Raw genomic sequence first — 16,173 nt, forward strand, 5'->3', positions numbered from 1 at the left:
ACAAACAAGGTTAGGCATCACATGAAAAAGAGTTTAATAGCGACAGCACTTTCCGCTGTCATTTTTGTTCCAACGGCTTCTGCAATTGAAATCTATAAAGATGACAAAAATGCTGTAGAAATCGGCGGATTTGTTGATGCGCGTATTATCAACACCCAAGGCGACACTGAAGTAGTAAATGGTGCTTCTCGAATTAACTTTGGCTTTACTCGCGAAATGAGTGATGGCTGGAAGGCATTTACTAAACTTGAGTGGGGTGTAAACCCATTTGGTAATTCAGAAATCGTATATAGCAGTGAGAGTAACTTTGAATCTCAAAGCAGCGATTTCTTGAACAATCGTTTAGGTTATGTTGGTCTTTCACACGACGTATACGGTAGCTTAACCATTGGTAAGCAATGGGGTGCTTGGTACGATGTCGTTTATAACACCAACATGGGTTATGTATGGGATGGTAATGCATCTGGTACTTACACTTATAACAAAGCAGATGGTGCTATCAACGGTACAGGCCGTGGTGACAAAACTGTACAATACCGTAATGCGTTCGGTGACTTCAGTTTTGCTCTGCAAGCGCAGCTAAAGCAAAATGCTTTTACTATCATCGAAGATGACGCAAATGGCCAAAATCCATTCCCGCAAAAAGATTACAATGTTACTAACGCACTAGCTGCATCAACAACTGGTGAAGCTGTTACAGAAGTTGAGTACAACTACACTTACGGTGGTTCTGCAACTTATGTTGTGACTGACAAGCTTACACTTACTGCTGGTTTTAACTTCGGTGAGTTTGATGCTGTGACTTCTAAAGGTGAGCGTTTCACTGAAACCGATTACATCTATGGTGCCGGTATCACTTGGGGTACTTGGGACGGTGAAGGTCTATACGCCGCAGCTAACGTGAACAAAAACGAATACCACGACACAGATAACTTAGGTCGTATGATCCCTGAGTCAATCGGTATCGAAACTATCGCTTCTTATAAGTTTGAAAACGGCCTTAAGCCATTTGTTTCTTATAACATGCTAGAAGCTGGTGATGAGTACCAAGCACAGTACGGCGGTGATGTGTTCAAGCGTCAGTTTGTTGTAGCGGGTTTGCACTTTAACTGGGACAACAACACTGTACTTTATCTTGAAGGCCGTAAAGACTTCAGTGACTTTAGCGGCTCAGAAGAAGCGGCTATGTCTATTACCGAAGATGACGGTGTAGCAATCGGTATCCGTTACTACATGTAAATTAGTTACTGAACTACTTTGCCCTCAGTACCTAGCACTGAGGGCTTTTTATTATCGATAATGTTTTTGTTCATTTTTCCATTCCCCCATAAGTGAACCAAATCTGTAGATATTAGTTTACACTTTTGTTGCACTTAACGAATTTGTTACCTTCGCATAAGCTTTGTACTGTATCGGGATATCAACTCTCTCTGACTTCTTTCCAATTTAGACGAATAAATCTTGTCGCCACGCCGGTTGGCTAACCATTAATCACTGTTTTTATTAGTTAAATTAGGTTTACCTATACCGTAAGATGATTGGGTTTCTTCTTGTTTTTAACCTACACAACTCAATTTTTGAGCGTTTATATAGCCCTCCACAATATGTTAACCCCTTATGTTAAAACGATTTGTGTACAAAAAATGCACTTACGATCGTAACCATTGTGAATTTTTTGGCTTAAATGTTGATAATTTGTATCCATTGTGGTTCTATTTGCTTGCGGAATTCATAGGTGTGACATTTTGTAGTGTTCACTTAATGTAATTTCTATAAAAAAAATAGAGTCCAGGGAGAAACAACATGTATAAGAATAGTTTTTTGGCTAATTCAGTGCGCTTTGCACTAGTTAGCGGTGTAGCTGCCGCTGCGAGCTTAGCTGCTCCAGTAGCTGTTGCAGAAGAAAATGATGGCGCGAAAAACGTTGAACGAATCGAAGTAACTGGTTCACGTATCCGTCGTGTAGATATCGAAGGCGCTTCTCCAGTAGAAGTCATTAGTGCTCAAGATTTTAAAGATCTTGATCGTTATAGTGTTGCTGACGCACTTCGTGCTTCAACCTTTAACAGCTTTGGTTCTCTAGTACCTTCTTCAGGTAGTAGCGCTCAGTCTCAAGCGAGTGTTAACCTTCTTGGTGTGGGTTCTTCTCGTACTCTAGTATTGATGGACGGTGTGCGCTTAGCTGCATCGCCTACTCTGTCTGGTAGTGCGATCAACATTAACCAAATTCCAATGTCAATTGTTGAGCGTATTGAAATCCTGAAAGATGGTGGTTCAGCGGTTTATGGTTCAGATGCTATTGCTGGTGTTGTAAACATTATTACTAAGAAAGACTACGAAGGCCTAAATGTCACTGGTCGTGTTGCTCGACCTGAAGATGAAGGCGGTGATGGTCATGACTTCTCAGTTACTACAGGTATCAGCAGTGAAAAAGGTAACATCACTTTCTCATTTGAAAAGCAAGTTCAAGAGCCTGTATTTGACCGTGACCGTCCATACACTGCACCATATATCGCAGATGAAGATGGTAACGGTATTTTAGATTATAACTCATCTATTGGTGTGAGTACTTATGGTGCGAGTATCAAGAACCCAAATACCGGGCTTTGGGAAGCTTCTCCTAAGTGTCAGGAGCTAGCAAGTACAGTCGATGGTTTTGTTGGTATTATGGAAGGTAGCGCGGGCAACCAGTATTGTGGTTTTGCGTACGCAGGAGTTTCTGCTAACCAAGCGTCGACTGACCGTCAATCTGTATTCGTAAACAGTAACTATGAAATCACTGACGATCTAAAATTCAAAGCGCGTGCAATGATCACAAGCAACGAATCTTTTGGCCGTTATGCTCCACCAGCGGCTGGTTGGAATGATATCCCAGCAAACTCAGATCACAACCCATATGACGAAACAACGGATGGCCGTTTCCGTTGGTATCAAATTGGTAACCGTGATGGCAATGTAAGTGATTTAACTCAAGACTATATGGTTGGCCTAGAAGGTAATATTGGTGAGTCAGTAACTTGGGAAGCCTACTATCACCATAGTAACACTGACAATAAAGCCGTTGGTGAGTATTACTTGAGCTACGCAGGTCTATATACTAACTTATACTTTGATATCCCGTTAGACCAAGGGATTGAGAACATGAAGTCAACAACGCTTCGTCAAGACAAGTATAAACTTGATCAAATTTTTGCTGGTGTTAGTTTTGATTTAGGTGAACTACCTGGTGGTGATATCGGTCACTACATCGGTGGTGAAACTTCGGCTATTGCTTATTCATCAACTGTAGATGCCCAATCAGAGGCGGGTCTAATCGGTGGTTCATCTGGTAATAGTTCAGGACGTGACCGTGATATTTGGGCAGTGTTCTATGAAGGTATTTTCCCAATTTGGGAAGGGTTAGAGCTAGGTATTGCTGCGCGTTATGATGATTACTCTGATTTTGGTAGCAAACTATCTCCTAAAGCATCGTTAACATGGCGTCCATTGGATGACCTAATGTTACGTGCTTCATATGGTGAAGGTTTCCGTGCTCCAGCATTAGAAACTTTATCTCAAGCTGATAGCTTTGCAGCAGATTATGCAACCGATTACGTTTACTGTCGTTCAGTAGGTACTTCAGATGCAGACTGCCCTGAGCAGCAATATGATACTACACGTCAAGCGAACCCTAACCTAGATGCTGAAACATCTAAAACTATTAACTTCGGTGTCGTTTGGAATGGTGTAGAAAACCTAAGCATCACTGCAGATTTCTACAACCTACAGATAGAAAATGCAATTCGTTTCGTACCTATTCAAGATATCGTAATGATGGAGTTACTTGGCTCAGCTAACCCTGATCCATCAAAAATTACTGTTGACCGTGTAACTGATGGTCCAAGTCAGCCAATCTTCAAGACTTCTACCGTAAACGGTCCAGGTCTAGAAGTAACTGGTACAAACTTCAACATCACTTACTTAATTGAGACTGGAATCGGTGATTTCCGACTGAACTCAAGCACTAACTACTTCTTCGAGTATGCTCAAGATTCATATGTTGGTGGTCCAGTTCAGGATCAAGCTGGTTTCGAACTTCAACCTGAGTACAAAACACAGTTTACGACTACTTGGTCTTTCGATCAGCACCAGATTGCTTGGAACATGGACTATGTACCTGAGACAGGTGGATATGAAACTCCAGCTTCTGATGCAAACGGCAACCTTACCGGTTCACTTGTAACGAATGGTAAGAATGATAGCTTCTTAATTCACAACTTAACTTATTCTTTTGATGGCGGTGCATGGGGTAAATATACTCTAGGTGCTCGTAACTTAACTGATGAAGATCCGGTTTTGAATACTAATGGTGAATACGCTAGCGGTTATGATTCACTGTATAGTACTGGTCACATTGGCCGTACTTACACATTAGCTGGTGAGTGGAACTTCTAAAGTTAGTCTTAAATAGTCATAGAGCCCCGTATTTATACGGGGCTTTTTTTTGCCCTATGAGGTTTAAATCGATGTATACCGCACTTGCGGAAGCGTATTAACCAGCAGCTTCATAATCAATATAACTAAAAGAGATGACATATGTCCGTAATGGTTGCCATAACTCATTCAGTTCTACGTGAATAAATCATAAGATAACAATATATTTCCGATAACGGTGTTGTTAATTTTATGTTAAATGGCGTGGGTTTGCTCGCAGGGTTAAGTGCTTGTTTAAATGGCTGTTTATGTTGTTACCTGACGCTTGCTTATCAAAATTTTAACTAAATACACCTGTCATTTTGTCGAAAAAACTAGCTCTTAGTTAGTTTTAGTGATGAAAGGGGGGTTTTTGCCACTTTTACTGCTTCTCAAATGTTGACACAGGTCAACATTTTGTGAAATGATGCCTGCGGGTCTACATCTTAGAGGGTGTAGGAAAGGGAAGATAATAATTAACAATCACAAGAGAAATACACACTTATGACCGTGGCATTCTTGCAACAATAAGCAGAAACCACTGGTTAATTATAAGTTAAACCTTTTATTTTCACTTCAAATTGGTTGGGAACTATGTCCAAGGTAAGCAATAGAACTAAAATCGCTACAGCGCTCGTTGGAGCTCTGGCCTTAGCAGGCAGTAACTTAGTGGTTGCCGATCCACTTTCTGATGTTCAGAAGGCGGATACAAAAATTCATCAAGATGCAGCAGCATCTCAAAAGAAAGTCGATAATTATTTTGACCAAGCGCAAGACATGGCGTTTGAGTATGCTCAAGTAGCAGATACACGTGAGTCAGTTAAATCTTATAACGATTACGTAGCTGGATTAGTTGCAGACCAAGAAGCAACAATGAAACTAATCCAAGACGACATTGATGGTGTTGATAAACTGCGTCAAGGTGTTGTGCCGCTAATGTTCAAAATGGTTGATGCATTAGAGCAATTCATTGCGCTTGATCTGCCGTTTAACCTAGAGGTTCGTCAAGAACGTGTTCAACGTCTTCGCGATATTCTAAACACTGCAGAGGTAACTCTAGCAGAAAAGTATCGTCTGATTCTTGATGCATACAATATTGAGCGTGAATACGGTACTAAGCTAAATGCACAAACTGGTCAGCTTCAATTAGAAGGCAAAGAAATCTTAGTTGATTTCTTAAACTTTGGCCGTGTTGCACTTTACGCTCAAAGCCAGGACCAAAAGCAAGCTTGGATGTACAACGCAGATACAAAAGCATGGGACAAGTTAGAAGCCACTTATCTTCGTAACTTGAACAAAGCTATCAAACAAGCAAGGGGTCAAGGCGCTCCTGATATGTTTGCACTACCAATCCCTGCTGCGGAGGCTGCGCAATAATGAAAAAGTTTATCTCTACAGCAATCGTTGCTGCCACACTTTCTCTAACATCTGGCATGGTTAGCGCTGCTGATGCACCTAAAACTATTGACCAACTGTTAAAGCAAGTTCAAACGGATCGTGCAAACGCTGCTAAAACTAACAAAAATCGTGAAGCTGAATTCCGCGCTGAACGTGGTGATAAAGCCGCATTACTTAAGCGTGAAAAAGCAGCGTTAGCTGCTGAAGAACAGCGTGGTAAAGATCTTGCTCAGGCATTTACTGATAACGAGCGTAAAATTGCGCAGTTAGAAGAAGACCGTAAGATTGCTCAAGGTGACTTGGGCGAAATGTTCGGTGTTGTTAAAGGTGAAGCCGGTGATTTTGCTGGTAAACTAGTTGGTTCAAACGTAACTGCACAGTTTCCTGGCCGTGATCAATTCATCGCTGAGCTTGGCGCACGTAAAGAACTGCCAAAAATTGACGAGTTAGAAAAGTTCTGGGAAGCTCAGCTTTTCGAAATGGCTGAGTCAGGTAAAGTGGTATCTTTTGATGCTTCTGTAACTGGTCTTGATGGAGGTGTTAAAAACACAACTGTTACGCGTGTAGGTGCTTATAACCTACTTGCTGATGGTGAATATGTTGTTTATAACGCTGATCTTGGTCTTATTCAGCAGCTTTCTCAACAACCAGGTGGCGAGCAAGTGGCAAGTGTTAAGTCATTTGGCCAAGCGACTTCTGGTTATGAAAAACTATTCGTTGACCCTGCACGCGGTGTACTGCTAAGTGTATTCACACAAAAAGCTACCATTGAAGAGCGTATCGAAGCGGGTGGACCAATCGGTTACATCATTATCGGTCTACTTATTCTTGGTGCGCTGATTTCTATCGAGCGTCTAATTACTCTGTACCTAGTTGGTGCTAAAGTGAATGCGCAACGTAAGAATATCGATAACCCAGGTAATAACCCACTTGGTCGTATCCTTAAGACTTACCAAGAAAACAAAGACGTTGATGTTGAAACGCTTGAGCTTAAGCTTGATGAAGCTATCCTTAAGGAAACTCCAGCACTTGAGACTCGCATCTCTATCATTAAAGTACTTGCAGCTATCGCCCCAATGATGGGTCTACTAGGTACTGTAACGGGTATGATTGCAACCTTCCAAACGATTCAGTTGTTCGGTACAGGTGACCCACGCTTGATGGCTGGTGGTATTTCTATGGCACTTATGACTACTGTACAGGGTCTAGTTGCTGCACTACCACTAATGTTGATGCACGCAATTGTTATTGCGCGTAGCAAGTCTGTAGTACAAGTTCTAGAAGAGCAAAGTGCAGGTATTGTTGCAGCGCACGCTGAGAAGAGGAACGCCTAATGATGCTATACCTGATGGACATCTGGGATTCCGTCAGGGGCTTCATGGCCACCGGGGGCGACGTCCTCTGGTTGGTAGCGGCAGTGCTATTTATCATGTGGGTGTTAATGCTTGAGCGCTATTGGTACTTAAATCTAATTGCACCAAAAGAGCACAACAACATTATCAAAGCATGGAAAGACAGAGAGGATTCAACCTCTTGGTATGCACACCGTATCCGTGAAGCTTGGGTATCCCAAGCGAAACAAGATATGAATGCTCGTATGCTGATTATCAAAACTCTAGTAGCTACCTGTCCTATGATTGGTCTACTAGGTACCGTAACCGGTATGATACAGGTATTCGATGTGATGGCAGTTCATGGTACGAGTAATGCTCGTATGATGGCAGCTGGTATTTCAATGGCGACCATGCCTACTATGGCAGGAATGGTTGCGGCACTATCGGGCGTATTTTTTAGTACTCGATTAGATGCAAAAATGAAAATCAGTTTAGAAAAGCTAAAAGATAGCTTGCCACACCACTAGAGAGAGTATTTAAAATGGCACGTAAAAAGCATTCAAGTGTAGAAGAAGAAGCACAAGTAGATATGACGCCGATGCTCGACATCGTGTTTATCATGCTTATCTTCTTTATCGTAACAACGTCGTTCATTAAGCCTTCTGGTCTTGATTATAAAAAGCCAGAAGCATCAACAGCGACACAAAAGAAATCTGCTAACATCTTTATTGGTGTGAGTAAGACAGGCGTAATTAAGATGGAAAACCGTCAGGTTGACATCGAGCGTGTTACAGCAAACGTTGAACGTATGCTAGCTGAAGCACCAGAAGCGGCTGTATTAATCGAAGCAGACCAAGAAGCTGAACATGGCCTTGTTGTTAAGGTGATGGACAACGTTAAGAAAGCGGGTATCGATAAGATCTCGATCTCTGCGGGGAAAGACTAATATGCTGAGAGCAATAGTATCACTCATCATTGGTGCTGCTGTTACTTTCGCCCTGTTTGTCTTTATGGCCTTCTTGGTCGGTGGCGGCGCTAAACGCGCCGACACCAAAACTGATTCTCCTATTATTGAGATCAGTATGGATAAGCAGGATACGAAAGTTCAGGATAAGCCTAGGGTAAAACCTAAGCCACCAACTCCACCTGAGCAACCACCTCTGCCGGATACACCTCCGCCAGATAGTTCATCTGACATTGATACTAATATGTCATTTAACATGGGTGGTGTAGCTGCTGGTACAGCTAACACAGGCTTCAAGCTTGGCAATATGATGACGCGTGACGGTGACGCAACGCCTATCGTTCGTATTGAACCACAGTATCCTATTGCCGCCGCACGTGATGGCAAAGAGGGCTGGGTACAGCTAAGCTTTACTATTAACGAACTTGGTGGTGTTGAAGATGTGAAAATCATCAAAGCCGAACCAAAGCGTTTGTTTAATAAAGAAGCACGCCGAGCGCTTAAGAAGTGGAAATACAAGCCAAAGATTGTAGATGGCAAAGCCATTAAGCAACCAGGCATGACAGTTCAACTAGACTTTAGCTTAGACAAGGGAGGCAAATAACAATGCGTAAAGTTAATACTATCGCTGCGGCTATATTGCTTTCTGTTGGCGGAAGCGTAGTGACACTTCCTACAGCAATGGCTGCGGAAAAGTGTCCTATCGAAAAACGTCAGTCTAAGGCTGTTGGCCAAAGCGCTGCAAAGAAAGTACAACGCTCTTTTGAAGCATACCAAGAAGGTAATGTGGATGAAGCGATAGCGATATTGCTTGAGGCTAATGCTAAGAATGACTTCGACAAAGCGTATATTGCGCGTATGTTGGGTAATTTCTACGCTGAAAAAGGCCAAATGAGTACGGCTATCAAGTACCTTAAGACCGCAGTCGATGCAGATATATTGGGTGGTGTAGACCACGGCGCTACTGTACGTCTTTATGCTGATCTCTTAATTCAAGAGAAAAAGTTTAAAGAGTCGATTCCAGTTTATTTTGATTGGATGGCATTTACTTGTAAGGAAGATGCACAAGTCTACCGCCGTATTGGTATTGCCTACTCAGAGCTTAAGCAATGGGATAAGGTTCTTGAAGTCGCGGATAAGGGTATAGCTATCACTGATAAGCCGGATAAAGGCTTATATCAGATGAAGCTAACCGCTTATTTCAACCAGAAAGACTATAAAAATGCTATCAATGTATTAGAGACTATGGTGCCACTGTTCCAAGACGATAAACGTCTTTGGGTTCAGTTAGCACAGTTTTATCTGATGACTGAAGATTACACTAATTCATTAGCAACTTATGACTTAGCGTATCGAAATGGCTTTTTAGAAACTGCAGGTAATATTACTCGTTATACTCAGTTGTTAGCTCAGAATGGTTCACCATACCGAGCTGCAAAAGTTTATGAAAAACACCTAAACTCTGGATTAATCGAGAAGAAAGAAAAGTCACTTTCTATTCTTGCTGGTTTTTTCCACAATGCTAAAGAGCTAAGTAAAGGTGCCGAGTATTATGGTAAAGCAGCAGAGCTAGAGAACAGTGGTACTCTTTATTTGCGTCAGGCGCGTTTGCTGACATTACAGGAAAAGCATAAACAAGCTATTCCTGTCTTGAAGAAAGCGCTTGCTGCGGGTGGTGTGAGTGATGGCGAGGTTCAATTTGAACTTGCGTTAGCTTATTTAGGCACTAAACAATACAAGGCTGCTTATCAGCGTTGTAAGTTGGCTGCTAAAGATAAGAAAACCGCTAGAACAGCAAAAAGCTACCTGGCTTATATCGAAGAAAAAGCGCGTATTTATAACGTTGCCCTATAATTGATATGAGTAATAAAAGCCCCTTTAAAGGGGCTTTTTTTTGGGTCTAATTAATTTAACTTTCTCAGTGCCATATGCTGATCCTTCTCTAACTCTAGTTCGTGGGTCAGTGCTTCAACATCCTTAAATAGTGATTCGATGCGGATGTTTTGTTCTGGCTGACACACATAAGCTGCCAGTTCATAGTCGACATGGCTTGTGTGTTTACGTCGATATTCCTGATTAAATTCTGCTATTTTTTCCTCAATTCTAGATATCACGACTTCTGTACCTGGTTGATCAATATTGAAAAGCCCTAAAGCAAAGTTATTGTGATTGAGCCGGGCAACCAAATCAGTATTACGTAGAATCGCTTCCTGAACTTGTTTCATGAAAAATTCTAGTAAATGAGGTTGCTTTACTGTTTCATGAATGTGTGGGCACAGATACAATAGAGCCAAACTTTGATGCTCCCGTATATGACGGTGCCACTCACGGTTAAACACTTCCATAAAGTAGGTTTGGTTGTAGACGCCAGTTTCTGGATCTCGAAAACCTGAGTTACGAAATGAGTAGATCATTGACTAGCTCCTTTATTGGTCCTGATGTTAAGTATAGAAAATTAAACGCGATCGCACAGAATAAGAGGGATAAAATAACAATGAAGAAAGGTATACTGACGCTTGCTATCGCATCAGCGCTGACACTATCAGCCTGTTCGCAAGAGAAAAACTCCCAAGTAACCGCTAATTCAGATGTAAAACAAACTACTGAAACTGCAGCTAAGCAGTCAGCAGAGCAAGCGTACCTGGCGCTGGTAGATCAATATTTTAAAGATGTGCTGCAACTTAACCCTATTTATGCCACGTATGTAGGAGTTAATGATTATAACGACCAGTTTGGTGATTCATTGACTGAAGGGTATCTGAAGGCCCGTCATGAGCTTAATACTCGATATCTTAAGCAAGTCAAAGCGATTGACAGAAACAGCCTGCCAGCAAACTTGCAGCTAAGTTACGACATGTTTAACTATGATCGTAATGTGGCGCTAGCCTCAGAAACCTTTCCTGAGCATTTTATTCCGATGAACCAGTTTTATAGCACTGTTATCAGTATGGTGCAGCTGGGCAGTGCAGAGAGCGCTCAGCCTTTTAACACAGTAGAAGATTACCATAACTGGTTATCGCGCTTAGATGGCTTTATCAATTGGACTAAGCTTGCTCAACAGCGCATGGATGAAGGGATTGCAAGCAAGGTGGTATTGCCTCGCGTTCTGGTTGAACGCATCGTGCCGCAGTTGCAAGCTCAAATAGTAGAGGGTGCAGAGAACAGCCTGTTTTATGCGCCAATTAATAAGCTGCCAGAAGGCTTTAGCGACGCAGAGCGCACCGAGCTTACTAATGCTTATAGAGCAAAGATTGAACTCAAACTCATCCCAGCACTTGAAAGCCTTAAAAACTATTTTGCTAACACCTATCTGCCTGCAGCGCGAGCCAGTGATGGATGGTGGGGATTGCCTAATGGTAAAGTTTGGTATCAGCACCTTGCTAATCAGCACACTACGACGACCATGCCGGTTGACGAGATTCATCAAGTTGGGCTCTCTGAAGTTGCGCGCATTTTATCTGAGATGGATGGTGTTAGAGAGAAAGTGGGTTTCCAAGGAGACTTGAGCGCATTTTTCGATTCACTGGGATCTGAGCCGCAATATTTCTTTACCGAACGACAAGATCTTGTCGATGGCTACATGGCATTAAAAGACAGTATTAATGCTGAGCTACCTAAGTACTTCAATGTGATGCCTAAAGCTGACTATGTAGTGAAACCGGTGGAGAGTTTCCGCGAGCAATCTGCCGCAGGAGCGTCATATCAGTCGCCGGCGGTTGATGGTTCACGACCTGGGGTGTTCTATATCAATACCTACAATTTAAAAGCGCAGCCCAAATGGGGCATGACAACCCTATCGCTGCATGAGGCAGCACCTGGTCATCACTTCCAAATCGCTATCAAGCAAGAGCTAACCGGTGTGCCTGAGTTCCAGCGTTTTGGCGGCTATACCGCTTTTGAAGAGGGCTGGGCGCTATATGCAGAGTACTTAGGGATTGAAATGGGCTTATTCAGCGACCCTTATCAGTATTTTGGTAAGCTGTCTGATGAAATGCTGCGTGCTATGCGTCTGGTTGTCGATACCGGTTTGCATGCCAAAGGCTGGAGCCGTGAGCAGGCAATCCAATATATGAAAGATAATTCGCCAATGGCAGAATCTGATATTGTTGCGGAAGTGGAGCGCTACATGGCGATTCCGGGGCAAGCCTTGTCTTATAAAGTCGGCCAGTTGAAAATATTGTCACTACGCGAAAAAGCTGAGACAGCGCTGGGAGATAAATTTGATTTGAAAGGCTTCCATGACCAAATCATTACTACCGGCTCTTTGCCAATGGCGGTTATGGAGCGCAAAATCGACAACTGGATAGCGACGGTAAAAGCTAGCTAATATTTGAAAATTCACTAGGTAATCCCAGCTGTTGTGGCATACTGGCTGGGATTATTTTTACCCAAAGAGAGGACATAACATGGTTCAAGCAACAGCGCGTCACTTACTAGTAAGCTCAGAAGAGCAATGTGAAACCTTAAAGCAACAAATTTTGGATGGTGCTGAGTTTGCTGATTTGGCTAAAGCTCATTCATCTTGCCCATCAGGTGCTCAAGGTGGCGATCTGGGATCGTTTGGTCCAGGCATGATGGTACGTGAGTTTGATGAGGTAGTATTCAGCGCGCCATTGAATGAAGTTCAAGGACCTGTGAAAACCCAATTTGGTTATCACTTGCTTGAAGTAACCAGCCGCGGTTAATCGAGCCCAACGATGATTGAGCTCTATACCGATAGACTTAAAATTCGCTCGCTTGATGCACAAGACTGGGATGATTTCCTGCTTGTGCATCAAGATCCTGTGGTGAATAAGTTTGTCAGGCGCCCCGATAGCTTACCCGCGCTGCAAGATAAGTTTTGCCAACGTCTTGCCCCATGGGAGTTTGACTCTGGTAACTGGCTAACGCTTGTGATTGAAGAGGTCCACAGTGGCAATTTTGTCGGGTTTACCGGCTTTTATGCCAATAAACCTGAGCTTGGACATGTCGAAGTGGGTTATATGCTTTCGCCACGCATGCAAGGTAAAGGCTATGCCAGTGAAAGTTTAGAAGCGGTGGTGGACTGGGCTTGTTTGCAGTTCGCAGTGCATAAATTTGTTGGCGTTTGTGCCAAAGATAACCTTGCCTCATCCAAGGTATTGGAGAAGTGCGGCTTTCAACTTGAGGGCGTGCTTCGAGACAATATTCGCCTAGATGATGCTTGGGTCGACGATTGCTATTATGGTTTGTTGGCATCAGAGCGTGCACAATAACCAGCAAATGATATAATCGCGTCGATAAGCATTAATTAAGGGTTTAAGTGTGACTGCACAAATAGAAACATTGGCATTATTGCCGGGTGATGAATATATCGAACTGTACAAAATCTTAAAAGTTCAGTCGATGACCAGTGGTGGCGGCGAAGCAAAGTTTGTTATCAGTGAAGGTCAAGTCACAGTAAACGGTGAAGTTGAAACGCGCAAACGCAAGAAAGTAGTGGCCGGTGAAGTCGTTACTTATAACGGTGAGTCAGTACAAATCGTTGCTTCACAAAGCTAGCAACACAGTCAGGAGTAGATAATGCAATTTCCAGATGACGACAATGGCAAAATGCTAGCGGCAATGCAAGAAGCGGGCATAGACTTAACTCAGGCCCTAGATGTTGATTATTTCTTAGTATTTGAAGATCAACGTGATGCAGAGTCTGCTGTTGAAGAGCTAAGTCAATCAGATTTAAAAGGTGAAATTGAATTGCACCTAAATGATGAGCTCGGTAAATGGGAGCTGATTGTGTGTTTAAATATGGTGCCCGAATACGACGCGATCGTCGCTCAAGAAGTGGCGCTTAATGAGTTTGCAGCCGAGTTTGGCGGCGCAACTGACGGCTGGGGCGTAATGCAGCACCAAGAAGGTGATGATGAGTTTGCTGATGACGATCATCAGTGCTCAGACAGCTGCAACCACTAGCCTTACTACTAAGCCACTCTTTGCAGTGGCTTTTTTATGCCTAAAAAATAATGACACACCTGTCTGCATTCAAACACTTCGACAGGTCAAATGCCACTAAAGGAGATAAGAATGGCAAAGTTAATTAGTTTTGGTACCCCCGTAAATGATGCCGAACGCTGGGCGTTTTCTTTGCTTGCAGATGAACTGCCAGAAAACTACATCTTGCTCACGAATGTGGAAATTCCGACTAAATCTGGTCAAGCGATGGAAGTCGATGCACTTGTGATTGGTGAGTGGGGCGTCTACGTCGTCGATGTAAAAGGCTACATCGGCCGACTTGATGCCGGACTGCACGCGTGGTCACTTGACGGCCGTCAAGTCGACAATAGCCTAGCGAAAGCCAACTATGTTGCGCGCGTGTTAGCGGGTAACGTCAAGCATAAAATCCCCGTCGGTGTATATGCACCTTGGTGCCAAGGCATGGTGTTTGTTACTGGGCGTAAGGGCGAAGAGATTGAGCTGGAAAAGCAGCAAGGCTCGTTGAGTATCTACACGCCTAAACAGATCGTCGCGGCGTTAACTAAAGAGTGGGGGTTAACCGCTCCGCATAAACATCAAGTCACCGACAAGCAAAAAGAGATGGTGCTTGAAACCATCGGTCAGGTGGCATTAGTTGAGCAGCGCAATAACAAGATTCAAGATTTCATTAAACTAAAGTGTTTGTTTATTCAAAGCGGGTTAGAGGTTTGGCAATCTGAGTATAATCCAGGTGATTGGACTGCCCCTTGGTTGTTGAAAATCTTGGTGCCGACGCAATTTGAAAGCGCTGAGGAGTCAACACGATATGAACTCAGATTGCGGGATGAATTTAAGCGAATGCAAGGCCTGGCTGGCTGCAGTGGTGTGCCGCAATGTGCGCCGCTTATCCAAGATGGCGAACAGTTGGTGCTGCCTATTCGTATGCCACGAGGCGTACCGCTCAATGTACTTGAGCACGAGGCGCTAACAACTTATCAATTGCTCGAAATTTTGCGCCGCTCAGTGACAGGCCTGCAACAGATACATCGCCGCGGTTATACCGTTGGTGGCTGGACTAGCAATTGTATTTTCATCTCTGATATTGGTGATGTTGAGTTTATTGATATCAAAGATAATTTGAACAATAGCCAAGATATTCAAGCCTATGCCAAAGGATTTTTGACTTTAGCAGAGCAAACCAAGCAGCCACGTATTTATCAATGGTTTAGATTAGCTGCTGCGGGCGGAACCATCGACTTGGATGCACTACGTTGTGATCTCTCGGCGCTTATTGATAACGGTGTTTGTGACACTTTACCTGAAAAGGTTGAAATCGCGACTGGGGCGATAATCGATCATCACTATCGACTTGACCAGTTTATCGCCGCGACTGAAAGCAGTCAGTTTTGGCGTGCTAAACACCTGCAAGGTCAATACAACACCGGTGTATCGATTTATCATAAGGTTGAGGCTAAATGGCCACAACTGAGCAATCTGTACCGCAGTTTGTCGAAGTTGTACCATCCCCATGTTGAAAAGGTGTTGGCTTTTGGGCAGTTGCCACAAAGCGAAACCTTGTTTATTGCCAGAGCGTGGGAATACGGCGTGTCACTTGATGATGTCTCAGAAGTTCAGCTTGGTCAGCCTATCATGTGGTTTACCCAGTTACTGTCCGGGTTGCAGTTTATGCATCAAATGGACATTTACCATGGGGCTATTTGTCCTAAAAATATCATCTGCAACCGAGAGAAAGCCATTTTGGTGAATTTTGGTATTGGGCTCGATATTGCGACAAGTCATTATGCTAGTCGTTATGCCGATCCAGACCTTTGGGCCGCAGAAGGTGATGCTGAGAAAGATCTTTACGGATTGGTAGCAAGCTTTATTGCGACATTGACGCCGCTAAACTTTCAAGGCGAGGGCGATCAGCAGGGCATCATCAATGCACTGCATGCTTTTGATAAGTCATGGTTTGGTGAAAAGACATTTGATACGTGTTTAAAGGTGCTTAATTTTGAGTTTGATGCTCAACCTGGAGTTAACTACCTTGAAGCATTTGATGTTGTTGAAGAGCTAATCTAGCTGAAAGTGCCACAG

General features: G+C 43.2%; 15 protein-coding genes. 14 read left to right on the forward strand and 1 reads right to left on the reverse strand.

From position 1 onward, the window contains the following. Positions 1 to 21: 21 nt before the first annotated feature. The 8 genes from FLM48_RS07770 (at position 22) to FLM48_RS07805 (ending at position 10,002) form a co-directional block, all read left to right on the forward strand. Positions 22 to 1,239 carry a porin gene (locus FLM48_RS07770; RefSeq protein ID WP_179024254.1) on the forward strand — a complete coding sequence of 406 codons (1,218 nt, stop codon included), beginning with the start codon at positions 22 to 24 and terminating at the stop codon, positions 1,237 to 1,239. Between the two features lie 564 nt (positions 1,240 to 1,803). After that, positions 1,804 to 4,434, forward strand: coding sequence for a TonB-dependent siderophore receptor (locus FLM48_RS07775; protein ID WP_179024255.1), 2,631 nt, complete (start codon positions 1,804 to 1,806; stop codon positions 4,432 to 4,434). A gap of 612 nt (positions 4,435 to 5,046) precedes the next feature. Further along, positions 5,047 to 5,829: a DUF3450 domain-containing protein gene (locus FLM48_RS07780; protein WP_028773520.1), complete on the forward strand. Its 783-nt coding sequence runs from the start codon at positions 5,047 to 5,049 to the stop codon at positions 5,827 to 5,829. After that, positions 5,829 to 7,184: a MotA/TolQ/ExbB proton channel family protein gene (locus FLM48_RS07785; RefSeq protein WP_179024256.1), complete on the forward strand. Its 1,356-nt coding sequence runs from the start codon at positions 5,829 to 5,831 to the stop codon at positions 7,182 to 7,184. Before FLM48_RS07780 ends, FLM48_RS07785 begins: the two co-directional genes overlap by 1 nt. Beyond that, positions 7,184 to 7,711: a MotA/TolQ/ExbB proton channel family protein gene (locus FLM48_RS07790; protein ID WP_084632530.1), complete on the forward strand. Its 528-nt coding sequence runs from the start codon at positions 7,184 to 7,186 to the stop codon at positions 7,709 to 7,711. Before FLM48_RS07785 ends, FLM48_RS07790 begins: the two co-directional genes overlap by 1 nt. A gap of 14 nt (positions 7,712 to 7,725) precedes the next feature. Beyond that, positions 7,726 to 8,130 carry a biopolymer transporter ExbD gene (locus FLM48_RS07795; protein WP_028773523.1) on the forward strand — a complete coding sequence of 135 codons (405 nt, stop codon included), beginning with the start codon at positions 7,726 to 7,728 and terminating at the stop codon, positions 8,128 to 8,130. A 1-nt stretch (position 8,131) separates the two neighbouring features. Further along, complete coding sequence (locus FLM48_RS07800; RefSeq protein WP_028773524.1) at positions 8,132 to 8,752, forward strand: energy transducer TonB; 621 nt, start codon at positions 8,132 to 8,134, stop codon at positions 8,750 to 8,752. A 2-nt stretch (positions 8,753 to 8,754) separates the two neighbouring features. Beyond that, positions 8,755 to 10,002, forward strand: coding sequence for a lipopolysaccharide assembly protein LapB (locus tag FLM48_RS07805; protein WP_028773525.1), 1,248 nt, complete (start codon positions 8,755 to 8,757; stop codon positions 10,000 to 10,002). A 50-nt stretch (positions 10,003 to 10,052) separates the two neighbouring features. On the opposite strand, the gene FLM48_RS07810 is transcribed toward FLM48_RS07805, so the two are convergent. After that, entirely contained in the window at positions 10,053 to 10,562 is a 510-nt protein-coding gene (locus FLM48_RS07810; RefSeq protein WP_028773526.1) for a diguanylate cyclase domain-containing protein, read from the reverse strand. Positions 10,563 to 10,642: 80 nt separating this feature from the next. Between FLM48_RS07810 and FLM48_RS07815 the strand changes: the two genes are divergently transcribed. The 6 genes from FLM48_RS07815 to FLM48_RS07840 all read left to right on the forward strand — a co-directional run bounded on the left by FLM48_RS07815 (position 10,643) and on the right by FLM48_RS07840 (position 16,158). Continuing rightward, positions 10,643 to 12,475 carry a DUF885 family protein gene (locus FLM48_RS07815; protein ID WP_179024257.1) on the forward strand — a complete coding sequence of 611 codons (1,833 nt, stop codon included), beginning with the start codon at positions 10,643 to 10,645 and terminating at the stop codon, positions 12,473 to 12,475. Positions 12,476 to 12,554: 79 nt separating this feature from the next. Next, positions 12,555 to 12,833 carry a peptidylprolyl isomerase gene (locus FLM48_RS07820; RefSeq protein ID WP_028773528.1) on the forward strand — a complete coding sequence of 93 codons (279 nt, stop codon included), beginning with the start codon at positions 12,555 to 12,557 and terminating at the stop codon, positions 12,831 to 12,833. A gap of 12 nt (positions 12,834 to 12,845) precedes the next feature. Next, positions 12,846 to 13,382 carry a GNAT family N-acetyltransferase gene (locus FLM48_RS07825; RefSeq protein WP_179024258.1) on the forward strand — a complete coding sequence of 179 codons (537 nt, stop codon included), beginning with the start codon at positions 12,846 to 12,848 and terminating at the stop codon, positions 13,380 to 13,382. A 49-nt stretch (positions 13,383 to 13,431) separates the two neighbouring features. Then, a complete protein-coding gene (locus FLM48_RS07830) occupies positions 13,432 to 13,668 on the forward strand; it encodes an RNA-binding S4 domain-containing protein (RefSeq protein ID WP_028773530.1) in 237 nt (78 codons plus the stop codon). A gap of 21 nt (positions 13,669 to 13,689) precedes the next feature. Then, positions 13,690 to 14,076 (forward strand): ribonuclease E inhibitor RraB, encoded by a 387-nt coding sequence (locus FLM48_RS07835; protein ID WP_028773531.1) that lies wholly within the window; start codon positions 13,690 to 13,692, stop codon positions 14,074 to 14,076. Positions 14,077 to 14,187: 111 nt separating this feature from the next. Beyond that, a complete protein-coding gene (locus FLM48_RS07840) occupies positions 14,188 to 16,158 on the forward strand; it encodes an NERD domain-containing protein kinase family protein (RefSeq protein WP_179024259.1) in 1,971 nt (656 codons plus the stop codon). Positions 16,159 to 16,173 lie beyond the last annotated feature (15 nt).

Source organism: Shewanella sp. Scap07 (genome assembly GCF_013394145.1).
Lineage (GTDB): Bacteria > Pseudomonadota > Gammaproteobacteria > Enterobacterales > Shewanellaceae > Shewanella > Shewanella waksmanii.

Coding starts and splice junctions, on each gene's coding strand:
- FLM48_RS07835 (WP_028773531.1), top strand. CDS start 13,690: ATGCAATTTCCAGATGACGACAATGGCAAAATGCTAGCGGCAATGCAA.
- FLM48_RS07810 (WP_028773526.1), bottom strand. CDS start 10,562: ATGATCTACTCATTTCGTAACTCAGGTTTTCGAGATCCAGAAACTGGC.
- FLM48_RS07790 (WP_084632530.1), top strand. CDS start 7,184: ATGATGCTATACCTGATGGACATCTGGGATTCCGTCAGGGGCTTCATG.
- FLM48_RS07815 (WP_179024257.1), top strand. CDS start 10,643: ATGAAGAAAGGTATACTGACGCTTGCTATCGCATCAGCGCTGACACTA.
- FLM48_RS07840 (WP_179024259.1), top strand. CDS start 14,188: ATGGCAAAGTTAATTAGTTTTGGTACCCCCGTAAATGATGCCGAACGC.
- FLM48_RS07785 (WP_179024256.1), top strand. CDS start 5,829: ATGAAAAAGTTTATCTCTACAGCAATCGTTGCTGCCACACTTTCTCTA.
- FLM48_RS07795 (WP_028773523.1), top strand. CDS start 7,726: ATGGCACGTAAAAAGCATTCAAGTGTAGAAGAAGAAGCACAAGTAGAT.
- FLM48_RS07825 (WP_179024258.1), top strand. CDS start 12,846: ATGATTGAGCTCTATACCGATAGACTTAAAATTCGCTCGCTTGATGCA.
- FLM48_RS07770 (WP_179024254.1), top strand. CDS start 22: ATGAAAAAGAGTTTAATAGCGACAGCACTTTCCGCTGTCATTTTTGTT.
- FLM48_RS07800 (WP_028773524.1), top strand. CDS start 8,132: ATGCTGAGAGCAATAGTATCACTCATCATTGGTGCTGCTGTTACTTTC.
- FLM48_RS07820 (WP_028773528.1), top strand. CDS start 12,555: ATGGTTCAAGCAACAGCGCGTCACTTACTAGTAAGCTCAGAAGAGCAA.
- FLM48_RS07780 (WP_028773520.1), top strand. CDS start 5,047: ATGTCCAAGGTAAGCAATAGAACTAAAATCGCTACAGCGCTCGTTGGA.
- FLM48_RS07775 (WP_179024255.1), top strand. CDS start 1,804: ATGTATAAGAATAGTTTTTTGGCTAATTCAGTGCGCTTTGCACTAGTT.
- FLM48_RS07805 (WP_028773525.1), top strand. CDS start 8,755: ATGCGTAAAGTTAATACTATCGCTGCGGCTATATTGCTTTCTGTTGGC.